General features: G+C 55.1%; 21 protein-coding genes and 1 tRNA gene. 5 read left to right on the top strand and 17 right to left on the bottom strand.

What is annotated here, in order from left to right; all coding sequences use genetic code 11:
- Positions 1-618: 618 nt before the first annotated feature.
- Positions 619-1,569 carry a hypothetical protein gene (locus FQ192_RS29580; RefSeq protein ID WP_256672399.1) on the bottom strand — a complete coding sequence of 317 codons (951 nt, stop codon included), beginning with the start codon at positions 1,567-1,569 and terminating at the stop codon, positions 619-621.
- A gap of 310 nt (positions 1,570-1,879) precedes the next feature.
- Between FQ192_RS29580 and FQ192_RS29590 the strand changes: the two genes are divergently transcribed.
- The gene (locus FQ192_RS29590; protein WP_109521234.1) at positions 1,880-2,197 is read left to right on the top strand and encodes a hypothetical protein; all 318 of its coding nucleotides are present in this window, start codon (positions 1,880-1,882) and stop codon (positions 2,195-2,197) included.
- Here the strand turns inward: FQ192_RS29590 and FQ192_RS29595 are convergent.
- Positions 2,186-2,611 (bottom strand): hypothetical protein, encoded by a 426-nt coding sequence (locus FQ192_RS29595; protein WP_109521235.1) that lies wholly within the window; start codon positions 2,609-2,611, stop codon positions 2,186-2,188. The two genes, FQ192_RS29590 and FQ192_RS29595, sit on opposite strands and share 12 nt — an antisense overlap.
- A 383-nt stretch (positions 2,612-2,994) precedes the next feature.
- On the opposite strand from FQ192_RS29595, the gene FQ192_RS29600 reads away from it, so the two are divergent.
- The gene (locus tag FQ192_RS29600; RefSeq protein WP_109521237.1) at positions 2,995-3,648 is read left to right on the top strand and encodes a hypothetical protein; all 654 of its coding nucleotides are present in this window, start codon (positions 2,995-2,997) and stop codon (positions 3,646-3,648) included.
- A 76-nt stretch (positions 3,649-3,724) separates the two neighbouring features.
- Here the strand turns inward: FQ192_RS29600 and FQ192_RS29605 are convergent, their stop codons facing one another.
- From FQ192_RS29605 to FQ192_RS29615, 3 genes are all read right to left on the bottom strand, one after another.
- On the bottom strand, positions 3,725-4,867 hold the full coding sequence (locus FQ192_RS29605) for a relaxase/mobilization nuclease domain-containing protein (protein WP_109521238.1): 1,143 nt from the start codon (positions 4,865-4,867) through the stop codon (positions 3,725-3,727).
- On the bottom strand, positions 4,864-5,157 hold the full coding sequence (locus FQ192_RS29610; RefSeq protein WP_109521239.1) for a hypothetical protein: 294 nt from the start codon (positions 5,155-5,157) through the stop codon (positions 4,864-4,866). Before FQ192_RS29610 ends, FQ192_RS29605 begins: the two co-directional genes overlap by 4 nt.
- A gap of 356 nt (positions 5,158-5,513) precedes the next feature.
- Entirely contained in the window at positions 5,514-6,896 is a 1,383-nt protein-coding gene (locus FQ192_RS29615) for an integrase family protein (protein WP_109521240.1), read from the bottom strand.
- A gap of 74 nt (positions 6,897-6,970) precedes the next feature.
- Between FQ192_RS29615 and FQ192_RS29620 the strand changes: the two genes are divergently transcribed.
- The 3 genes from FQ192_RS29620 to FQ192_RS29630 all read left to right on the top strand — a co-directional run bounded on the left by FQ192_RS29620 (position 6,971) and on the right by FQ192_RS29630 (position 8,421).
- A tRNA-Leu gene (locus FQ192_RS29620) sits at positions 6,971-7,055 on the top strand.
- A gap of 542 nt (positions 7,056-7,597) precedes the next feature.
- Positions 7,598-7,948 (top strand): hypothetical protein, encoded by a 351-nt coding sequence (locus FQ192_RS29625; RefSeq protein WP_149661703.1) that lies wholly within the window; start codon positions 7,598-7,600, stop codon positions 7,946-7,948.
- Between the two features lie 98 nt (positions 7,949-8,046).
- The gene (locus FQ192_RS29630) at positions 8,047-8,421 is read left to right on the top strand and encodes a hypothetical protein (protein ID WP_149661704.1); all 375 of its coding nucleotides are present in this window, start codon (positions 8,047-8,049) and stop codon (positions 8,419-8,421) included.
- A 12-nt stretch (positions 8,422-8,433) separates the two neighbouring features.
- On the opposite strand, the gene FQ192_RS29635 is transcribed toward FQ192_RS29630, so the two are convergent.
- The 12 genes from FQ192_RS29635 to FQ192_RS29690 form a co-directional block, all read right to left on the bottom strand.
- Entirely contained in the window at positions 8,434-8,769 is a 336-nt protein-coding gene (locus FQ192_RS29635) for a hypothetical protein (RefSeq protein WP_149661705.1), read from the bottom strand.
- Between the two features lie 126 nt (positions 8,770-8,895).
- A complete protein-coding gene (locus FQ192_RS29640) occupies positions 8,896-9,180 on the bottom strand; it encodes a hypothetical protein (protein WP_149661706.1) in 285 nt (94 codons plus the stop codon).
- 298 nt (positions 9,181-9,478) lie between these two features.
- Positions 9,479-9,709: a hypothetical protein gene (locus tag FQ192_RS29645; RefSeq protein ID WP_133836423.1), complete on the bottom strand. Its 231-nt coding sequence runs from the start codon at positions 9,707-9,709 to the stop codon at positions 9,479-9,481.
- Between the two features lie 129 nt (positions 9,710-9,838).
- On the bottom strand, positions 9,839-10,060 hold the full coding sequence (locus tag FQ192_RS29650) for a hypothetical protein (RefSeq protein WP_149661707.1): 222 nt from the start codon (positions 10,058-10,060) through the stop codon (positions 9,839-9,841).
- Between the two features lie 96 nt (positions 10,061-10,156).
- Entirely contained in the window at positions 10,157-11,782 is a 1,626-nt protein-coding gene (locus tag FQ192_RS29655) for an ABC-F family ATP-binding cassette domain-containing protein (RefSeq protein ID WP_149661708.1), read from the bottom strand.
- Between the two features lie 161 nt (positions 11,783-11,943).
- Positions 11,944-12,981 (bottom strand): DNA topoisomerase IB, encoded by a 1,038-nt coding sequence (locus FQ192_RS29660; protein WP_149661709.1) that lies wholly within the window; start codon positions 12,979-12,981, stop codon positions 11,944-11,946.
- 76 nt (positions 12,982-13,057) lie between these two features.
- On the bottom strand, positions 13,058-14,137 hold the full coding sequence (modC, locus tag FQ192_RS29665) for a molybdenum ABC transporter ATP-binding protein (RefSeq protein WP_149661710.1): 1,080 nt from the start codon (positions 14,135-14,137) through the stop codon (positions 13,058-13,060).
- A 3-nt stretch (positions 14,138-14,140) separates the two neighbouring features.
- A complete protein-coding gene (gene modB / locus FQ192_RS29670) occupies positions 14,141-14,821 on the bottom strand; it encodes a molybdate ABC transporter permease subunit (protein ID WP_149661711.1) in 681 nt (226 codons plus the stop codon).
- Positions 14,822-15,589 carry a molybdate ABC transporter substrate-binding protein gene (gene modA, locus FQ192_RS29675; protein ID WP_149661712.1) on the bottom strand — a complete coding sequence of 256 codons (768 nt, stop codon included), beginning with the start codon at positions 15,587-15,589 and terminating at the stop codon, positions 14,822-14,824. It lies immediately after the preceding gene.
- A 313-nt stretch (positions 15,590-15,902) separates the two neighbouring features.
- Complete coding sequence (locus FQ192_RS29680; protein ID WP_149661713.1) at positions 15,903-16,967, bottom strand: nitronate monooxygenase family protein; 1,065 nt, start codon at positions 16,965-16,967, stop codon at positions 15,903-15,905.
- Positions 16,968-17,076: 109 nt separating this feature from the next.
- Positions 17,077-17,661, bottom strand: a complete 585-nt coding sequence (locus tag FQ192_RS29685; RefSeq protein ID WP_149661714.1) for a hypothetical protein — start codon at positions 17,659-17,661, stop codon at positions 17,077-17,079.
- A gap of 33 nt (positions 17,662-17,694) precedes the next feature.
- Positions 17,695-20,139, bottom strand: coding sequence for an autotransporter (locus FQ192_RS29690; RefSeq protein WP_149661715.1), 2,445 nt, complete (start codon positions 20,137-20,139; stop codon positions 17,695-17,697).
- Between the last annotated feature and the right edge of the window lie 135 nt (positions 20,140-20,274).

Raw genomic sequence — 20,274 nt, forward strand, 5'->3', positions numbered from 1 at the left:
GGTACAGATAAACTTTTTCAACTTTAGCGTCGGGGCGCATCATGATTGCTGGCTCCTGATGGAAATCGGGAGCACAGCATCAGGCTTCAACTGGCGGCTTTGAATGTGTAGGCGATGGATCGCTTACGATACTTTTCCATCCCGACTCCGCTTTAATAGCGATGAATGAGCAAAGCGGATTATCGTAGTCAGCATCCCAGCTACCGTAACCTTTAGACAGCTTTATGTACTTGTTGTATATGGGATTGCTGCTCGTACCAGTGTCTGAGATAGAACAGATGATTTCTCGGGATGTTAAGCCGTATGCCTGCATGACCGACTCAGGGCCAGTAAAGCGCAGGGACAGTGCATCCTGATATGCATTTTTGACGTGACGATCAGTAATCCTTAGATCGAGGGTGATCCCGGTGCCGCTATATCTATCAGCTGACTCCAATATGGGGCCTGACCAAGTGTTGTTAAGCGGGGAAGCCGTTGCCGCAACTACTAGCTTTGAGACTAACAATCCTAGTCCCAGTATTATTGCTGTCTTCCTAAAACTTCTCATCCAGCTAATTCCTTTAACTACTTGATGGAGAAAGCATGCTGCACTGATTATTGTTATTCAAGCGTTTTTAGTTATGTCGAAACATAGCCAATAGTAGTTTTTTTGATTACTCCGAGCGCCTCAGCGTTTCTAAAAATCGCACAAGCTCGCAGATTTCCAATCCGAGAGTTTTTCGCGAAATCCTTGAGTTTGATGGGTGTTCCAGGCGTTGTAGTTTTCGCTTGGTTGACCAAGGTTTTCAGGATTTCTGCGTTCGTATCAAGCAGCGTTTCTGCGGTTTTCGGAGTTTCTGCCTCCGAGATTCCAGATAGTGGCGAAGCGCTACTATTCGAGTCTACAACCGGCAAGAAAGAGCGTCTAGAGCTACGAACACCAGAAAGGATCAGAGCAGGAACTACCTCCAGGGACATTGCAAAACCCAAGCACAGGAAATGAGCGAGAAGTGCAGGCAGGCTCGACGCTTTCGCTACTGACGACTTGATGTGAGCGATCTCTAAAGACCCATCGTTGATCCGTGCGATAGCTGAGGTTCGCTGAGATGCAGCACGAGCTGCGACAGACTCTTCCAGCTCCAAGGCCTTTGAAACCATCCCACGCGCCCGAAGTTCGTTGGCTTGAACAGTGGCATGGGAGATCTCTTTATCAAGCTGAGAGATCAAGAGCGAGTCCTTCTGAGCCAAGGAGGTTAGGGACTGCACTCGATCCGTCGTCATAACGTCGTGAGTAGCTTTACTGATAGTGATTGAAGACATAAGACGATCATAAGTTGCCCAGCCACTTACAATAGATAGCATCAAGGCGCAGGCAATAGTAAGAGCAGCTGTAGACCCACGTAGTACCCTAATAGCTACAGGCCAAGCCAGATACTTAAAGATATCCAGGAGCACCGCCGCCGAAGCAAATAGCAATGCCAGACGCTTATCATCAATCAGTGCATATATCGCAAGCGCAACCGAGATTGCAGTTGCACTAGACAATAGAAATGCGATTGCGACAAGTAATGCCGACAACTTTTTGCTCATGGGAAACTCCGAAAATCTCTCTATAAGTCCATTATATAAGGGGTTCCGGGTAGTGCAATAGTCTGGTCAGGCTATTTGACATCAAACTACCTTTATGTAGATTGCATTTACCTATTGAGTGTGTGAGTCCAATTCAATATGATGTTTATATTGAACTGCCAAAACGGAAAATAATATGAACGGAAATATTTCGTTTTGAATCAAACATGAGCAAGCTTCCAAAGAGCTCATGAAGAACGGCGACTTACATAAAGATGGATGTGCGTGTGGCCTGGAATATGAACATGGCTAGGCTCAAAAACTTGAGGGGTTGATTGATCTGACCCTGGACGTGATCGAAGTTTTCGGCGAAGCCGGCTTACGGGCGCTAATAAACCGCGCAGAGAGACATGCCGACGAACTGGATCTATTCGTTCGAGCGAAGCTGGCTACAGACGGCGAGGAAAAAATGCTGGCTCAGGCGAAGCTCTCAGAGTTCGATAAAGTCGCTCTGCCAAGCGCTGTTGGACGTATAGGAGGCGATATGGATTCCTATGACTTGGCATCTGGGCTGCTCCTCAGCGGGGCTTATATGGCGAGTGAGCTGTGCTGCTTGTCGAAAGCACAGCTTAGAGAGCTACTGATGTAAAAAAGCATCAGCTAAGAGTGGGGCCAGGGCTGCGGAGCTCTGGCCCTTTTCAAATGATTTGACTAGGAACGTCTTGCCATCAGCCGTGCAGAGCACCATGCCGCTTTTTACGAGTCTCGCACGCACATCGCGCTCTGCGAAAAGTCCCAGGGCTGTTTTGTCACCATCGACCTGCCCGAAGATCCAGCCACCTACGTCAGCCACAACGTCACTCAGCTCATGGTCTGCAGGCATCATAGATCGCTTGATCATCCTTCCAACACGCCTGGCACCTTTGACGATCATGACCGCCAGCCAGATTACCGGGATCACGGGTATCGAGATGATGATCCCACCCCATATATTTATCTGACCAATAAGCCACTGTAGAAAGCTTATGAGCCATCGAACGGGGACAAGCCAGTTAACTCTCATATCGCAACTTCCGGACTGTGAAGGAAAGCTAGGGCAAACAGGTGATGCACGTCATCCGTTATAGTTTCTGATTTTTCGTCAATGCTAAGAATCATATATTCGCATCCCTGACTGTCTACAATGCCAATGCCGGGTGCATCTAACCACGCCTTGCAAATGTGATTAGTCAGACGCTTTTCACCGTCAAATTCAACTCCGTCTATAATTCCGTATGTAAGACCATCAATCGAGAATGTCCCTCGCGAATGAACTACATTCGCGTCGTAGATCAGGGCGCACCTAGCCATACTTATTCCTTTCTTGGTTCATTGTTAATTATAACGCTTGCCTGGTTTGGCAGCAAATACTAACATTAGGAGATAGGAATTAAGGAGCTTCAGGTCATGAAGGGTTTCAGAAGTATCTTGAATGCAGAGCTGGTGACTAAAATATATCTTGAAAATAAGTCAATTGAGTTAATAAGCCAAAGATCAGGGGGGGGCAGTGACCTGACAAGGTTTGCATTCACTTTGGCTCTCCGGGGCGTAAGTCCTAGTAGGCTTAGCCCTATTGCTGATTTCAGACTAGAAGACCACGTTCGTATACTGTTAGCTGATAAAACTGTAACTCAATGCATTAAGGATGATTTCGATAAGTTCAAGGAAGTTTGGCGCAGGCTGTATGCAAGGGAGCATCAACGGCGAGACTCGATATGGCGACTAGAACTAATTAAGCCAGGGTCTGTGTCTGCTGAACCATACTTGAGGTCTCTTTCAGAAATTAGGAGTGCGGACGAAATAGATCCCATTGGCGAAGCTTCTGGGCTACGAGTCGATGAGGTTTTTGAGTCAGTACCCATCACGTCGGTGCCAGGATCAATTGATTATGTGAGTTATGACGATATTCCAGAGCCTTGGTGTGAGCGATTTATTCAAGCTAGCGCAGGATCGACTGCTACTATACGTGGTGGTTATGCAGGCGACTGGATGAAGTTCATCCGGCTGTGGAGCGTTGAAATGGAAATGATCAAAAGGCATCAGGAAGCAGCAAGCGTGTAAGACAGAAAAGCATCTGAGCTTCCGCATCATGCGTTGCTCGACGCTAGATTATTTGCTGGCTATTATCGCAAGTACATTAAATAGCCAGTTCTTGCTCTTCGGGAAATAGAAGCTTCTTCCCTGGTACGTATTCCAAGTAATACCTGTTTTCCTGGGATTCTGTTGCTTTGAGTTTACCTCCGAAGATCTTATCGATAATCGCGAGAATATCCTCAATCATCTTAAAGACTTCGATTTGCTTGGCGGTGAAGCGGATGTAGAGGCGCTTACTTCTATTGCTGAATTCGTAGAAGTAGACTCTAACTCTTTCTTGTTCTTCGATATCTCGGCGCTCAATTTCTGCCTGAAGTTCATGAATGGTTTCTGGATCATATTGAATTCCTTCCTGCGTGATTAGTTTGTGCCATGTGAGCCTGGTGCGTTTGAGCTGCCGCCCACTAATGTGTTTGCCATCAAACTCGAAGCTGATGCCTTTCGGCTGGCCTTCTTCATTGAGTGTGAGGTGGATGTAGACCTTTTGCTTTCTTAGCAGCCTGGTGAACGTGAACATATCGCCATCGACCGCGTTGGTAGCCTCAATGGCCCCGGCAATTTTGGCGATCATGCGGTGTTTGAATGGCAGCTCGTCATCCTTCAAAGAGGCCTGGAGCTCTGCGTGTGTGATGGAGACGCCCCAGGTGTCCTTGGGCCTTGGAGCCTTCCACAGTCTGAACATATCTTCCAGGTCGGAGACAGAGTCCATGCTGATCGAACGCTCGTTGCTGTCCTTAACCATCGGGAATCCCTCGTCGAGAGAAATCCTGTTCGCAACGATATGGACGTGCTCGTGATCCTTGTCCCTGTGCATCACAGCAATGTATTTCGTATTTTCGTTGAAGCTGAGGTCATCTAAGTATTTGCGGACTGCCGTGCGCCACTGTGGGCCTGTGAGTGACTCACCGGGACGAAGAGAGAGCATGGCGTGAAAGCCCGGCTTTATCGCCTTCTCGGAGTCCAGAGACATGCGCCGAAGGATCTCCACCTGGTCGAATTCACGAACCATCTCAAGTACATCATCCTCTCTGCCTGCCAGGAGCGCCGGTAGTGGGTCGTTAGAAATGCAGTTTGAATCTATCGTGACGATCTGGCTGATCTCGTGGTCGTGCTTTGTGCAGCCGAAGATGTACCGAATTCTGCCTTTGAACGAACCTACTGACTTTGGGAAGATTTTTCCGATCATACAAGGCCACCCACATTGATCCTTGCGATGTGTTTAACCTTCTCAAGGAGCTGAGAGCCAGGCTTCTCCGCGTTGATCATTGAGGCCAAGCTCATCAATTCACGTGCGATATGAACCACGTCTGAGACGACCTTTGGCTTGACGCTATTGTTCGCCACGAAGTCCCTAATGAAGGCTCCTGCGGCCTTGTAGCCAGCCTCGGACATCCTGTTCTCAAGTGACTCCATCTCGGATTTACTCAGCCTTATAGTGATCCTGGTGTCCTTGTTTTGCTTCTCAATAGTTTTCATCTTGCCTCATCTTTTATTGTTGTTTTAGGAGAGCCTTTAATACGCAACACCCGAAGGGGTGTGAGTAGCCGCTTAATTGTCTGACATAGACACAACTGGCTATAAACAAGCTCTAGACCTATTATGGAAAATGAGCAAAAGGTGGTTCAAGTGGATTTGTAAGTTTTTTAAGATTATTTGTCTTTATATCTAATGTTTCGCAAGGTGTGAATGCGAAATCACAGTATGGTAGTGCGAAATCGCAAACGACTAAAGCGAATTCACAGTCATGTAGAGCGAAGTCACAAGGCGCAATTGTGATTTCGCTATAACTTGTTGCGAATTCGCTGATTAGGTATGGGGTATTAGCGGTGCTACTACAGGCTAGCTACTTTGGTATCAAGTGCGCGCGTATCAAGCTCGCTGAGGGTTGACAGGAGGCTACGACAAATATACTCCTTGTCCATATCTGCGCTATTCAGAATTTCAGCCTCGATCTTTGAAGTGGCATCTCTAACTTCAGAAAGATAAGCCATTTTGTAACCGTCAGTCACGTCAACAGTCTGACCGCTACCGTCGTGATTGCACAAAACCTTAATGTGGAAAGCACCAACTCCTGCACGCTCAGCGATAGACATGAAGCTAGCTCGCATAATCTTACGAGGCAGATGTTTACCGATCAGCGCGGAGATTCGAGTCAAGAAGTCCCGAACATTAGATTCACTCACTCTATCCTGGTGAACGCCCGAAAATACGTACTCACCGGTTGAGTGCTTCATGGCGTAGAGCAATTGACAGTAAGCGGCATCATTGAGAACGAGGTGAAATTCATGGCCATTTTTGAGAGTGTCGGCTTCGTTCGTTTTGTTCCTCTTAGGGAAAATTACAGCTCGGGTTTTATGGCACACATAGCTACGGCGAATCTTATTGATCTCACCAGGCCTGACGCCGGTAAACAGCATGAAGAGTACCGCTGCCGATACAGGCTTAAAGGAAGTTGGAACATCCCTGAGTGGGGGAGTATCAGCAATATCGATACAACCTTTAATGAAGATACCAAGGTCTTTAGGGTTGATGCGGATCTTATCCCGATTGTTTGCATGCCACTGCTTTGTATGCTTCATGATATCGACGGGGTTATACTTATAAACCGGATCGCCAATGTCGGTTCTGTACCAGGCAATAGAGAACGAAAAAATACTCCTCAGTAAGCTCACGGCTTTGTTCGCAGATCTTTCTCTCGGGCCTGTAACTCGCCCGTTTGGTCTTACGGCAGGCGCAGTAGTTTCTTCATGCAAGTTAACAACATCATCACTTGTGAAACTTGATAATGAACGAGCCCCATATTTAGATTTGATATAATTATTGTACGTTCGGATGTAGTCATCGATTGTTGTTTGCGTCAATCTATTTTTCTTGCGCGACATCATATTCTCGAATGCATTGTCGAGCGTAAGACTATCCCTAACCGACTTGGCTTCCTGGGCCTCAAGAATGGCATCAAGATTCGCGTAGATCTTGATTGCATTTTCCCTAACTAATGGCAACTTTGTTGTCTTCACATCAAAGGGTTCAAGCTTGATTCTGTGGTCTTTACCTTTGATTTTGCGAACAACAAAGAATGTCTTACCACCAGCCTTAGTAACACGGAGGGCGAGACCTTTGGCCATAATGTCATATACCAGCATGTCTGACTTGCCATCGGGACATACAAGGGCTTCTAGTGAAGCCTTATTGAAAATGAATTTTTGAGCGGCCACGGGGGTTCCTTAGATTCGTCTTAACCTGTTGATTTGATCTGTCTTTTCGTGTCTAATCTGCGGCCTGCGACACCGCCTCGATGGTGAAATTGGTAGACACATCGCACTTAAAATGCGCCGCCGAAAGGTGTACCGGTTCGACTCCGGTTCGAGGCACCATCCCCCAAGCAACACCGTCCGTCCCAGCCCATACCATCACAGCCGACTGTCATCTGCGTCTAACGCACTCCGGGTGATTTCTGGGTGTCTTGTGTCTAAATTCCCTCATTGATAACACCTGGTAGCTCTTGGGAGCTGCTTGGTAGCTGCGGCTGAAAGCTCCCAATTTCTGGAGCATTCCGAGCTCAGCTCTCGACATCCCTTGCTGACCCGGCAAGAGTCACTCTAAGTACCTGATTTGACAAGTTTTTCAGCCCAGAAACACGGCTAGCAGCTGAGCTCAGCTCCCGACAGCTCTCCGGAAGTGACGTAGGGCAGAGTGACTTAAAATCCCCCGCTCGTAAGGGCGTGCCGGTTCGATTCCGGCTTCGGGCACCATTTAAAATCAAGGGTTTGCGGGCGAAAGCTGATGCAAACCCTTGTTTGTTTCTGGTCCATTGATGTGGATCATTCCCGCCTAAAGTACTCAAGAAACCAACCTGTTTGGCCGATACGCTTCGCTCCAGGCATTGATGCCAATCAAGTGAGTAACGGAGTTTCAAATGGTTTTGCATAAAATGTTCGCACGTCTAGGCATTGTGATGATTGTCGGTGGGTACGTTGTTTCAGCCGCGGCTGCCGGTGACGCTGCCAAGGACCACAACGTGGCCATTTCGCTGGTCGCTATGACCCAAGCGTGTGCGGAGCAACACCCCGACGCGGGAATATCTCTGGAAAAAAACATGCTGAAGGAGAAGGCTAGCCTGACTCCCGAGATGGAGAAAATCATCAAAGAGGCGGCGACAAACCCCGTGTACGCCAGTGAAGTGAAGGAATCCTACGACTTCTTCACTACCCCCGATGGCCTGGGCCTTCTGAAAAGCATCTGCAAAGAAATGATCGCTACGAATTAATAGTTTTTTAAGTTATATATCAAAGGCCTGCATGAGGTTTCTCATGCAGGCCTTGTTGTTTCTGCTGCATTATTTTTGACAGGCATGGAGCTTGGGTTTTGATTTCATTGATGAAAAAAACAGCCATCGTATTCAGCGTTGGGCTGGCGGGCTTGAGTAGTATTGCGGCGTCAGTGGCCCAGGAGCCGTCCAATCGCGAGGCCGCGGTGATGACCGTAGCGATGAAGAGGACGTGCTCACACTTGAACCCTGCCGGGAAATATTCCCTTCGCAACGTCATGGACGACCCGGAGTCGGGGCTGACGGAAGAGATGAAGGAAGAAATACTCATCGCAGACACATCACCCGACTACCAACAGGAAATTCAGCTAGCCAGGGATAAGACCGAGAGCGACATAACTGGCCGGGCCGCAATTGCCCTGATCTGCAGAAATTTCGAACCGCCCAAGGGCTTTAGTTTCTGGCCCTGGTGAGGCGACGCTGCGCTAATCGCCTAGCCTCATCACGGTCTTGCATCGGATGCATTGAGCTTCGCACTCTGTGTAAACCTGATAGGCCAGAAGGCGGCGGCTGTTGAGTGATTCGTCGCCAGGCCGGTAAAGGAATTCCATGCACTTTCTGCACTTGGGGCAGCGCACAAAGCAGGACAGCAGAAAGAACAAACAAACGGCGATGATTTGCAGGACAGCGAAGATTTCAAAATGACGCTTGGCTGAGTGATCGAACCAAAACCAGGCCATGTAGATAAGGCTGCCCCAGAAACTGGCGGAGCATAGCAGCGCCGCCACGAAGGCTATCCAGCGATTTTTTAGTGTTTTCAAGTAAGAGTCCATTCTGAAAGTGCCGCGCCAGTATGCGGGGACGGGCGGTACTTTTCAGCTTTGGCGTGCTCTTGGAGTTTGCCTCAGGAATAAGTTGGGCCGATCAGATCGGCCCGAGGGGAATATCTAAACGAAGGCCTGACCGCGAAATCCGCGAGGCAGTCTTTGTCGCCCAGGCATGGCCGATAGCCGCTGAACCCATTCTGCCCGCCAATCACTAGCGGTATGAGTCACCTTGGCCTTGCGCGCCGCGCGACGTGTCGCGTTGCGTTCTTCTTTGCGCGCGTCCTTGAACGCATCGGTGTTGCGGCAGCTTCTGCATTTCACCTGGTTCAGTATTTTGCTCGAAACCAGATTGGTACCGGTATGACCGCAGGCTAGATGCCCGCCAACTTTGAAGTGAGTGACCATGTGGAACGTCTCCTTCGTGACGTGTGTTCGTTGGACCTCTCGTCAGCGACGGCGTTCGTCTTTGGAACCAACAGGCAAAAAAAAGCCCGCATGCGGGCGGGCCAAGGGATTCTTCAAAGGAGTGGTTCCACAGTAGGGCGTTGGTTGTGAACAGGATGTGAAAGGATTTGGGCATAAAAAAGCCCAGCGCATGGCCGGGTTGCGGGTATGGCAGGAGGCTATCAGGCAGGCAGGGTCTCGGTGACACGGTGGTCGCCGTTCATGCTTCCTGATTCAGGCCTGTCCTTGAGTCGGATATCTATCTGAACCGTGGCAGTGGTGGTTCGACGGGGTGGAGCGACGACAGCGTGCTGCGAATCAGCGGTGCGTCTTTCTCGATGTCGTTCAGCCGGTCACGGATTTTCAGGGCCGTAGGGTGACCGCCTTGGTGATCGACCCAGTCGGCGATTTCCTTGCAGGCGGCCGCGAGGCGAGCCTGACGGGAGTCGAGTAGGGTGAGCAGGGTGGTGATGGACTCTTTTTCGGACATGACAAACACCTCCTTGAAGGAATCTGACAAGTGGCAGCAAAAAGCCCGCTGGTGCGAGCTTTCTGCCGATGGGGTCGCTGGTCCTTCAGCTTTTTTCAGTATAGACCCGGTTAGAAATCATGAACCTTTTCAGCTTTGCCGGGCTGTCACTTGTGAGCGGGCATTGAGCTGGTGGCACTCACGTCGTGCGTCTTCTTCAAGATCGAAGCCGTCACCGATGAAGCCGCGGGTGCGGGTATCGGCGATTCGGTACCAGACGGCAGCGTCAGGTGGTGCGTGGTCGACTTCTCCGGCTCGGCGGCCATGAATGATGATCTTGTTGCAACGTTTCACAACGAAAATGTCTTCCATGGCACCACCGTAGCTGATTCGTGTTCAGATCAACTATAGAAGCCCTTTGCGATCGTGCAAAAAATAGACAGGTCAGTTCGTCGGTTGTCTGCTTGATCAATCGCCGAAAGGTTGTAGCTGCCAGCCCGCCGGGCGCCATTTCAAGGTGTGGGTCGGGGCCAGCGCCCTGAGAAACGCCTGGTCGTGGGATACCGCGATGATTGCTCCCGGGAAATCTCGCAGCGCGTATTCGAATGCCTCGATGGACTCAAGGTCCAGGTGATTGGTGGGCTCGTCGAGCAGCAACAACTGCGCCGGTATTTTGCGCCAGAGCGCAATGGCGATGGCCGCTTTGAGGCGTTCGCCTCCGCTGAGCAAGCCACTCGGCCGAGTAACCCGGCTGACGTCCAGTTGCAGGTGAGCCAAATGACTGCGCAGCGTACCTTCGGTCAACGGCGTGTCGAGCAAGCCCAATTGCTCGACGACGGAGCGCTGGTCGTCCAGTAAGTCCAGTTGCTGATCGAGAAAGGCGCTGGGTACATGGGTGATGCACTGGCCCGTATGCGGTGGAAACTCGCCGGCGAGCATACGCAGCAAGGTGGATTTTCCACAGCCATTCGGCCCACTGACGGCGATGCGCACCGGGCCTGCCATGGATAACGTCAGTCGGGATGCAGACCAGGGCAGTTGCGCGTCTACCAGCGTCAACACCTGTCGAGTTGCCGGCACGGCGGTGCCTGGCAGGCTCACCACCACACAATCCTCGGGCAACACCTTGGCGCTGGCTTCCCGCAGTTGAGCGTCGAGTCCGCTTTTGCGAGTTTGATGCGCCTGGCGTACCGGCCCCATGGCGTCTCTGGCAGCGCCTTTCATCTTGGCTTTTTCGAAGCCGGAGACATTGGCGCTGTCAGCCTTTTTCAGTGTGCCGGCGACATGGCGCTGGATCGTATCGTGCTCCCGTTGCAAGCGGTGGCGTTCGCGATTGCGCTCGGTCCGGGCCTGATTGAGGACCCTGTGCGCGGCGGCCCGATCGATGTCCCGTTGTGCCTGGAACGCCTGGTAATGACCGCCAAAGACCTTCGCTTCGAGCGGTGTCAGTTCGACGATTCGTTGCATACGGTTCAGTAGTTGCCGGTCATGACTGATCACGATCAACCCGCCGCGCCACTGGTCAAGCTTGTGCAGCAGCCAGCGACGCCCGTCGGCGTCCAGGTGGTTGGTGGGTTCATCCAGCATCAAAAGCTGAGCCTGGCCGAGTAGGGCGCCGATCAGGGCGATACGCGCTTGTTGGCCGCCGCTTAAGTGTTGCGTCAGATCCTCGGGACCGATGTCTGCCAGCCCCGCCTCATCCAGCAGCAGGCGCAAGCGTTCGGACAGGTCCCAACGGTCGGCCAAGGTGTCGAAATCTTCGCTTGAGCCATGGCCGAGATTCAGCCGGGCAAGGGCCTGCAAGGCCGGTGCGCAACCGGTGGCGTGGGCGACGGTTTGCCCTTCAATGATTGGAAACGTTTGCGGGACATACGCAACATGTCCCTGGCAGATCAGGCTACCAGCGGTGGGGTTGAGTTGCCCGGCAATCAAGCGCCCCAGCACGCTCTTGCCGACGCCATTACGACCGACGATAGCGGTGGGGATGCGGTCGAAACTAAGGTTCAGGGACTCGAAAATCGTCTCGCCATTGGCGAAGTGAAAACACAGTTGGTTCAGGGAAACGAGTGCAGGCAGACGCGTGACGTGAGTCATCGGCACCTCCGAAAAATGTCGAAAAACCAACAAGCGCCGTGGGCGGCTTGTTGCGCAAACATTTTGGAAGGCTTAGTTGTTCACGTTAGCGGTCGTCCAGGGGAAATGAGATTGGTCAGGCTAGACGTGGATTCGGATTCGATCAAGGCCTGCGTAGGCGCTCAGGGTTTTTCAGTGGCGGCGACCATTTGTTCGAGAAAAATCGCCAACCCGACTTCTTCGGCCCTGAGGCCTTTGCGCACCCTCGGCCGCGGCAATTGAGCCAATGCCCCCAGCATGAATCCATCCAGCACCGCCGGGTGGATGTAGCACTTGCGGCATACCGCCGGGGTGTTGCCCAATTGTTTGGCGACGTTCTTCACCATTTCCACCACATGTCGCTTGGCGTCGGATTCCGGTTCCCATTGCAGCTCGCGCAACACCGCCAACGCCAACGCGCTGCCGGCCCAGGTGCGGTAATCCTTGGCGGTGAAGTCGGCGCCGGTAAGGGTTTGCAGGTAAGCGTTGACGTCGGAGGAGCTGACGGTGTGGCGCTCGCCGTTTTCATCGAGGTACTGAAACAGGTTTTGCCCCGGAATTTCCAGGCAGCGCTTGATGATCCGTGCCAGGCGCCGGTCTTTCACGGTGATCTGGTGCTCGACGCCGCTTTTGCCACGAAACTGGAACAGGATCGCACTGCCATTGACCTCGACATGCCGACTGCGCAGGGTGGTCAGGCCGTAGGAGCGGTTGTCCCGGGCATATTGGGTGTTGCCGACGCGGATCAGCGTCGCATCGAGCAAGGTGATGACCGTGGCCATGACCTTGTCGCGGCTGAATCCGGGCGCCGCCAGCAGGGCTTCCAGTTGTTTGCGCAGTTTTGGCAGGGCCAGGCCGAAATCCCTGAGACGTGAATACTTGTCGGCGTCGCGCACTTCGCGCCAGCGCGTGTGATAACGGTATTGCTTGCGGCCCCGGGCATCGCGGCCGGTGGCTTGCAGATGGCCGCGCGGGTCGGCGCTGATCCACACGTCGACGTAGGCCGGTGGCACCGCCAGGGCGTTGATGCGCTTGATTTCGTCGGGATCGGTGATGCGCTGGCCCGCCGGATCGAAATAACAGAACTTGCCGCGCAGTTTCCTGCGGGTGATACCGGGCTGGGTGTCATCGACGTAATGCAGGTCGGGCGGCAACACATCGGTCAGCGCGGTATCGGGCATGGCGGTAGTCCTTGGCAATGAAATCGAGGGCTCGTACAGCCATTGACCGCGCGACTTCGCCGTGGTGCCAAGAGATTCAGGCCAGTACGGCCACCGCTTTGATCTGCGCCCACAGCGACTGGCCGGGATGAATGCCCAGTTGATCCCGGGAGTAGCGGGTGATCCGCGCCAGCAGCGGCGTGCCGCCGGCGTCCAGCCGGACCAGAACGTGGGCGGCATTGTCGGCACCCAATTCATGGATGACCGTGACCGGAAGGCGATTGAGGATGCTGCTTTGCTCGATGCTGTGCAGGCTCAAGCTGACATCCCGCGCCTGCACCTTGCAGCGTAAGGCCTGACCTTCGGTCATCGGCGAATGGGTCACGCGGATGCTCAGGCCGGTGTTTGGCAGTTGCAAGGTGAGCAGTTGATAGTCGGCGTCGTAGGCGCTGACATGTCCTTCAATCACCACGCCGGCATCGTCACCCAGCGCCAAAGGAAGGTCGAGACGGGCCAGGGTTTCGCCGATCGGGCCGCTCGCCAGGGCTTTGCCGTCGCTGAGCAGGACAATATGGTCGGCCAGTCGCGCCACTTCATCCTGGGAGTGACTGACGTACAACACCGGAATATCCAGTTCATCGTGCAGCCGTTGCAGGTACGGCAGGATTTCGTTTTTGCGTTGGCTGTCGAGTGCCGCCAGCGGCTCGTCCATCAGCAACAGTTTCGGGCTGGTGAGCAGGGCGCGGGCGATGCCGATGCGTTGGCGCTCACCGCCGGACAGGTGCTGCGGATGCCGGTCCAGCAGATGGCCGATGCCCAGCAGCTCGGTGGCATGGGCCATGTCGACCCGGCGCTGTTGTTTCGGGATGCGCTTGAGGCCGAACTCAAGGTTGGCCAGCACCGACAGGTGTGGAAACAGGCTCGCCTCTTGAAAGACGTAACCGATGGCGCGTTTGTGCGGCGGGACGAAGATTTTCTTGCTGCTGTCCTGCCAGACTTCATCGTTGACCTGGATGAAACCTTCTTCGGCTTGCTCCAGCCCGGCAATGCAGCGCAGGCAGGTGGTCTTGCCCGAGCCGGAATGGCCAAATAGCGCGGTGACGCCGCGACCGGGCAATTGCAGGTCGACATCCAGGGCGAACCCCGAGTAATGCAGTTTCAGACGGGTTTGAATCATCAATCAGCTCCAGCCCGCTTTGGTTTTACGGCTGGAGTACAGCGCCAGCAACACCAGGAAAGAAAACACCAGCATCGCCCCGGCCAGCCAATGGGCCTGGGCGTATTCCATGGCTTCGACGTGATCGTAGATCTGCACCGAGACCACGCGGGTCTTGTCCGGAATATTGCCGCCGATCATCAGCACCACGCCAAATTCGCCGACCGTGTGGGCGAAACCGAGTATCGCGGCGGTGATGAAACCGGGGCGGGCCAGGGGCAGAATCACGCTGAAAAACGTGTCCCAGGGATTGGCGCGCAACGTGGCGGCCACTTCCAATGGGCGAGTGCCGATGGCGCAAAAGGCGTTTTGCAGCGGCTGTACCACGAACGGCATCGAATAGAGCACCGAACCGATCACCAACCCTGCAAAACTGAATGTGAGGGTGCCCAGCCCCAGTGATTGAGTGAACTGGCCGATGAAGCCGTGAGGCCCGAGCGCCAGTAGCAAATAGAAGCCAATCACCGTGGGTGGCAGCACCAGGGGCAGGGCGACGATCGCCCCGACCGGGCCGCGCAACCAGGAACGGGTGCGCGACAGCCATAACGCAATCGGAGTGCCGATAATCAACAGGATGACAGTCGTCAGGGACGCCAGTTTCAGGGTCAGCCAGATGGCGGAAAAATCGGCACTCGTCAGCGTCATTTAGAGTTGATAACCGTAGGACTTGATGACAGCAGCGGCTTTCGGCCCTTTGAGGTATTCAACCAGTGCCTTGGCGGCCGGGTTGTCTTTGCCTTTGTTGAGGATCACCGCGACTTGTTTGATCGGGTCGTGCAGGCTGGCAGGAACGATCCAGGCCGAACCGCTGGTGACTTTGCCGTCTTTGTAGATCTGCGACAAGGCCACGAAGCCCAATTCCGCGTTGCCGGTGGAGACAAACTGGTAGGCCTGGGTGATGTTCTGGCCTTCAACGATCTTGTCCTTGACCTTGTCGGTCAGGCCTTCTTTGGCCAATACCTGCGTGGCCGCCAGGCCATACGGCGCGGCTTTCGGGTTGGCAATGGACAGGTGCTGGTATTCGTTCTTTTTCAGCACTTCGCCCTTGGCGTCGACATAACCTTCCTTGGCCGACCACAGCGCGAGGGTGCCGATGGCGTAGGTGAAGCGCGAGCCTTTGACGGTATCACCTTCGGTTTCAAGTTTTTGCGGGGTAGTGTCGTCCGCCGAGAGGAACACTTCGAACGGCGCGCCATTCTTGATCTGGGTGTAGAACTGACCGGTCGCGCCATAAGCCGCTACTAGTTTATGCCCGGTGTCTTTTTCGAAATCGGCGGCGATCGCCTGGATCGGTGCGGTGAAGTTGGCGGCGACCGCCACCTGGACTTCATCGGCCTGGGCCGAGCCGAAAGCGAAGACAGCGAGCACACTCGCCAGGCAAGTAGGGGCAAAACGTGAGGCACGAATGGTCATGGAACGGCTCCGTGGTAGGCAAGTGCAGTGGGCAGTTTTTATAGGGGGAACTGCGCCGATGCGAGGGGTGAAACGCTATATATCGGAATATATAGCGAAATGCCTGTAAACGGAACTTCGTCGAATACGGGTGACTGAGAGTGACGCTGGGCTGTTGTGGCGAGGGGGCTTGCCCCCGCTGGGGCGCGAAGCGGCCCCAGCATTCTTTCAGCCCTACCGAATCGCTCGTATTTACGACTGCTTCGCAGCCGAACGGGGTGATGCGGCATTCCGACAAGCCCCCTCGCCACAGGGGTTTTGTAGTGTTCTGGGATTAGCGGTGAGTCAGCTTCGCCAACGCTTCTTCAGCCAATCGCCGGGTCAATTCAGCGGCTGGCATCTCGATGCCCAGCCTGAACGCCTGTCCGGCCCAAAGATTGGCGAAATCCGCCGGGTCTTTGGCCCGCAACGGCATCAGTGCACCACCGGCCAGTGGAAAGGCCGGGGCTTTGTCGCTCATGGGGCCGATTTCACGCATCACCCGATTCAGAATCCCCCGCGCCGGGCGCCCGGTGAACAGGTTGGTGAGCGCGGTTTCGCTGTCCTTGGCCGTGCGCAACGCCTTGTGGTGCGCCGCGCTGATCTTGGCTTCCGCTGTAAACAAATACGCCGTGCCCACCTGTACCGCCGAGGCGCCCAAGTGAAACGCGGCGGCAATCCCTCGTGCGTCAGCGATCCCGCCCGCGGCAATCACCGGTAGTTTCACCGCATCGACGATCTGCGGCACCAGCGCGAAAGTCCCCACCTGACTGTTCAAGTCATCGCTGAGAAACATCCCGCGATGACCACCGGCCTCGTAGCCCATGGCGATGATTGCGTCGCAGCCATGTTGTTCCAGCCAGACCGCTTCTTCTACGGTGGTGGCCGAAGACAGGATTCTTGCCCCGGTGGCTTTCACCCGATCCAGCAGCGATTTCTCCGGCAGCCCGAAGTGAAAACTCACGACCTCGGGGCGAAATGCTTCGACCAGTGCGCAGGTTGCGTCATCGAACGGCGCACGATTGGACACGGGCGTTGGCGCATCAAAATCGGCACCCAGTTCACGGTAGTAAGGCTCCAGCAAATCCTTCCAGTCCCGCGCCTTTTGCTCATCCGGCAGCGGTGGCTGGTGGCAGAAGAAATTGACGTTGAACGGACGTTGGCTGTGTTGGCGGATGGTTTTCAGTTCTTCGCGCAGTTGATCGAGGCTCAGCAACGCCGCAGGCAACGAGCCCAGGCCGCCGGCGTTACTCGCCGCAATCACCATGGCCGAATCGTGAGCGCCGGCCATGGGCGCCTGGATGATCGGCAACTCGATGCCGAGCAGGTCAAGAATGCGGGTGTCTGGCCATTGGCTCATTTGAATGCTTCTCCGACGTCGACGGTAATGCCCGTTTTGTAGCAGCAATGACAGGTGGCGGACCAGTTTGTTTTTCTGAATGGCCAGCGTCGGTTTTACTGAAAGGTGTTTATGCCTGCGGCAGCCAGGGTGCCGCCAGTGCCACGGCACCATGACCACCTCGGCGCACGCAGGCCAGAACCTGCAGCCAGGTCAGTTCGGTCAGGCGAACCTGGGAGGCAGGCACCACGCGAACTTCCCCCGACGTGCCGCTCGCCGGGCCGGCGTCCAGGATAAACACCGAAAACCAGGCATCCTGCTGTTCAAGCACCAGAAAAAACAACCAGCCATCGTCCTCGTTGATCAACCCGACCTTGGCGCCCTGGACATTTTCCAGGCCGGTCAGACGCGCCGTCGCATCCTTGAGCAGGGCATAGCCGGGTACTTTGCCGAGCACATTGTCTTCCAGCGTATTAAATACAGCGGTCCCGAACCGGGTTTTGGCGAGCAACCCGGCGAAAAAGCAGATCAGCACCAACACCACCAGGGTGAACAGCGTCACTCCGGCGACGCTGTACTCGGCAAACATGGGCAGCAGTGTGTGGATCGGTTCGCGGAGCAGATGAACTCCTTTTTCCAGCAACATGAAGACCAACAACAACGGCAGGATGAACAGCAGCCCCCCAGCCACTGTGGTTTTGATAAAACGAAACATGGCAGCCCCTTCAACGATGATTCAGCAGTCAACTCAACGGCGATGCAGTCCGCCGCCACCTCCGCCAAACGAACGATTCATGACCCGGGACGAATCGTGAAAATTGTTGAAGCGTTCATTGCCGAACGAGCGCGCCGCCGATTCACGATTGAGGTTCTGTAGTTGGGCTGTGTTCGCCGGATTGACCCGTGTCCCGCCGCCCTTGACCATCGACTGCCAGCCATCGTCGGTCTTCTTGTAGACGTTGCCGTCATGCCCGGCGTAAACGTTGTCACCCACACGAGCGGCGCCGCTGTTGCGTCCGCGTACGCCGCCGTACTGAGTGGTGTTACCGGTGTTGGGGTTGTAGACGGCGCCACGATTGGCGGTGACCTGAGTGCCGTTGCGCACGTTGCCTGCCGTCACTTTCCCGCCTGCAATCGCGCCGCCATTGGGGCCGACAATCTCTCCGCTGCGCCCGGCGGCGTAGTTGCCGGTGTAGACGTTATGCACCGCGCCACGCTGGCCGGCCGTGGCGATACCCGTGCGCGAGTTGTAGGAATTGCCCACCTGACCGGCCCAGCGATTGCCGGTCCAGGCGTTATAGCCGGCACCGTAACGACTGACCGATGCGCGATCACCCCATTGCCGGTAGATGTTGCCGGTACTGCCAGCCCAACCGCCGGGCCCCCAGGCCACCGCGCCGCCGTGATAACCATAGGCCGCGCCGCCCCACGGCATCGGCGCCGGGTAAAGGTGAGGACCCCAGGCATAACCCCATCCGTAATTGCCCCACCAAGGGTAGGCGCCCCAGCCCCAGCCCATGGCCACGGTGCTGCCGCCCCAACTCCAGCCGAAACCGAAGCCGAAGGTCCAGCCGGTCCACGGTGTGTAGCGAATGGCGACGCCAAACCCGTAGGTCACCGGCGGCCCGTACCAGACATTGCCGACCCACGGCGTATACGGATAACCGGTGCCATACACCACCACACCGCTGGCCGGGTCTACCGTCGAGCCTTGATAGCCCGGCGTATAACCCACCACCACCGTATCGCCGTTGGCTTCATAGACTTTCACGTAGGTGATGTAGTGCATCGGCGAGCTGGGCGGTATCGAATAAATCACCGCCGGCACCGAAGTGGCAACCGTCCACGGTCCCCGGACCGACGTGGCGCTGAACCAGATACCGTTCTCCACCGCGTACCAACTCTTGGCATCAACCATGATGATCGGCGTCGGCGTGTTCACCACGTACTGCAGCGGCGTCCCGCTGATGGCCTTGAGCTGCGGCTGGCCGTCGAACTGCGGCGCAGTCATTTTCACCTGGCTTTTCTTGATCGCCGAGGTCTGCGGGATGGTTGCCGCAATCGCTGCTTCCCGGGCCTGGGGTGTGCCGGCCACCGAGGCCTTGACGTTTTCTTTGGCACTGTCATCGGGAATGTTGGCAAAGTCTGCGGGCAATTTATCTGCCGGTACGAATGTCCAGGGGCCCTTCATGTCAGTCGCTTTGAACCAGCGCCCGGAGATCAGCACGTAGCTGTCCTGGTCGCCGATTTCCTTGAAGATATGCCCGGTGGTGTTGGTCACATACAGCAGCTGCGTGCCCTGGATCGGCTGCCACTGGGGCGCACCATCGGTCACGATCAGCTCGGTGGGCGTCGTGGCGATGTGGATCTGTGGAACCGGTGGCTTGGCCAGCGTCGGGATTTTATCCTTCGGGTCGTTCTGGCCGGTCAGCAAGTCGACTTGGCGGCTCTGGATCGCGGCCTTCCTGGCTTTTTCCAGATCGGCTGAAGGCGAGGGCAGCGGGGCGTACTGGCCGCCCAGTTGATCGGCGATCATCCAGCCATCGAACACATGCAGATAGTGTTTGCCCTGGGCATCCTTGAGCAGCAACGGCCGGGTGTTGATGACCCGTTGCAATGCCGTGCCATCCACCGGCCGATAAGCCGGCTCGCCGTCGATGTACACCAGCAGCGCCGGTACGTCGGAGGTGATGATGATCGGCGGGGTGTTTTCGATCGGGTCGCTGCTGGATTTCTGCTCGGCCGCGAGCACACCAACGGCGGCTTCGAGCTGGTCCAGGGAAATGGTTTTCTTGCGGCTCGCTGCGTCTTTTTTCAGCGCGGCGACCCAGGTATCGGCCTGAGCCGCACTGGAGGGGAAATCCGCTTTGGTCAGGGTGTATTGATCCAGAGCTACCCAGCGCGTGGCCTTGTCCACGAGGGTATGGGCGCTGAATTGCACGATGCCGTAAGTGGATTTTCCGTCCGCTCCAGTGGCCTCGACCGCGGCCCGGGCTTGCAGGGTGTAGCCGTCCCAACTGTCGAGTTGCGGCTGATAGATCGTCAGTTTGGTGTCACCGGCGGTCAGCACTTGGGGCCACGTCGGGGCCGTTGCGGTTTGAACGGCGGGGGCTGTCGGCTGCGCGGCCTGGACGTTGCTGAGCGCCATCAGGCACAGCATCAGCAAAACGGTAAATGAGCGAAGCTCGGGCATTGTCAGCTCCATCGACAGGGCGGTTTTTCAGGCATTTCAGGGCCGTGAAAAAAAGCATAGCCTCCGGTCGTGGAAACGCTCGCTGGAAATCGGGATTGGATGAAAGTCGGGTAGGGCAATGTGTTGCTTTGTGTT

Origin of the sequence: Pseudomonas sp. ANT_J12 (assembly GCF_008370045.1) — a bacterium.
Lineage (GTDB): Bacteria > Pseudomonadota > Gammaproteobacteria > Pseudomonadales > Pseudomonadaceae > Aquipseudomonas.

Excerpts from the sequence above, each read along its gene's own strand:
- FQ192_RS29580 (WP_256672399.1), bottom strand. The coding sequence starts at position 1,569 with ATGAGCAAAAAGTTGTCGGCATTACTTGTCGCAATCGCATTTCTATTG.
- FQ192_RS29595 (WP_109521235.1), bottom strand. The coding sequence starts at position 2,611 with ATGAGAGTTAACTGGCTTGTCCCCGTTCGATGGCTCATAAGCTTTCTA.
- FQ192_RS29600 (WP_109521237.1), top strand. The coding sequence starts at position 2,995 with ATGAAGGGTTTCAGAAGTATCTTGAATGCAGAGCTGGTGACTAAAATA.
- FQ192_RS29605 (WP_109521238.1), bottom strand. The coding sequence starts at position 4,867 with ATGATCGGAAAAATCTTCCCAAAGTCAGTAGGTTCGTTCAAAGGCAGA.
- FQ192_RS29610 (WP_109521239.1), bottom strand. The coding sequence starts at position 5,157 with ATGAAAACTATTGAGAAGCAAAACAAGGACACCAGGATCACTATAAGG.
- FQ192_RS29625 (WP_149661703.1), top strand. The coding sequence starts at position 7,598 with ATGGTTTTGCATAAAATGTTCGCACGTCTAGGCATTGTGATGATTGTC.
- FQ192_RS29640 (WP_149661706.1), bottom strand. The coding sequence starts at position 9,180 with ATGGTCACTCACTTCAAAGTTGGCGGGCATCTAGCCTGCGGTCATACC.
- FQ192_RS29645 (WP_133836423.1), bottom strand. The coding sequence starts at position 9,709 with ATGTCCGAAAAAGAGTCCATCACCACCCTGCTCACCCTACTCGACTCC.
- FQ192_RS29650 (WP_149661707.1), bottom strand. The coding sequence starts at position 10,060 with ATGGAAGACATTTTCGTTGTGAAACGTTGCAACAAGATCATCATTCAT.
- FQ192_RS29655 (WP_149661708.1), bottom strand. The coding sequence starts at position 11,782 with ATGACTCACGTCACGCGTCTGCCTGCACTCGTTTCCCTGAACCAACTG.
- FQ192_RS29660 (WP_149661709.1), bottom strand. The coding sequence starts at position 12,981 with ATGCCCGATACCGCGCTGACCGATGTGTTGCCGCCCGACCTGCATTAC.
- modC (WP_149661710.1), bottom strand. The coding sequence starts at position 14,137 with ATGATTCAAACCCGTCTGAAACTGCATTACTCGGGGTTCGCCCTGGAT.
- modB (WP_149661711.1), bottom strand. The coding sequence starts at position 14,821 with ATGACGCTGACGAGTGCCGATTTTTCCGCCATCTGGCTGACCCTGAAA.
- modA (WP_149661712.1), bottom strand. The coding sequence starts at position 15,589 with ATGACCATTCGTGCCTCACGTTTTGCCCCTACTTGCCTGGCGAGTGTG.
- FQ192_RS29680 (WP_149661713.1), bottom strand. The coding sequence starts at position 16,967 with ATGAGCCAATGGCCAGACACCCGCATTCTTGACCTGCTCGGCATCGAG.
- FQ192_RS29685 (WP_149661714.1), bottom strand. The coding sequence starts at position 17,661 with ATGTTTCGTTTTATCAAAACCACAGTGGCTGGGGGGCTGCTGTTCATC.
- FQ192_RS29690 (WP_149661715.1), bottom strand. The coding sequence starts at position 20,139 with ATGCCCGAGCTTCGCTCATTTACCGTTTTGCTGATGCTGTGCCTGATG.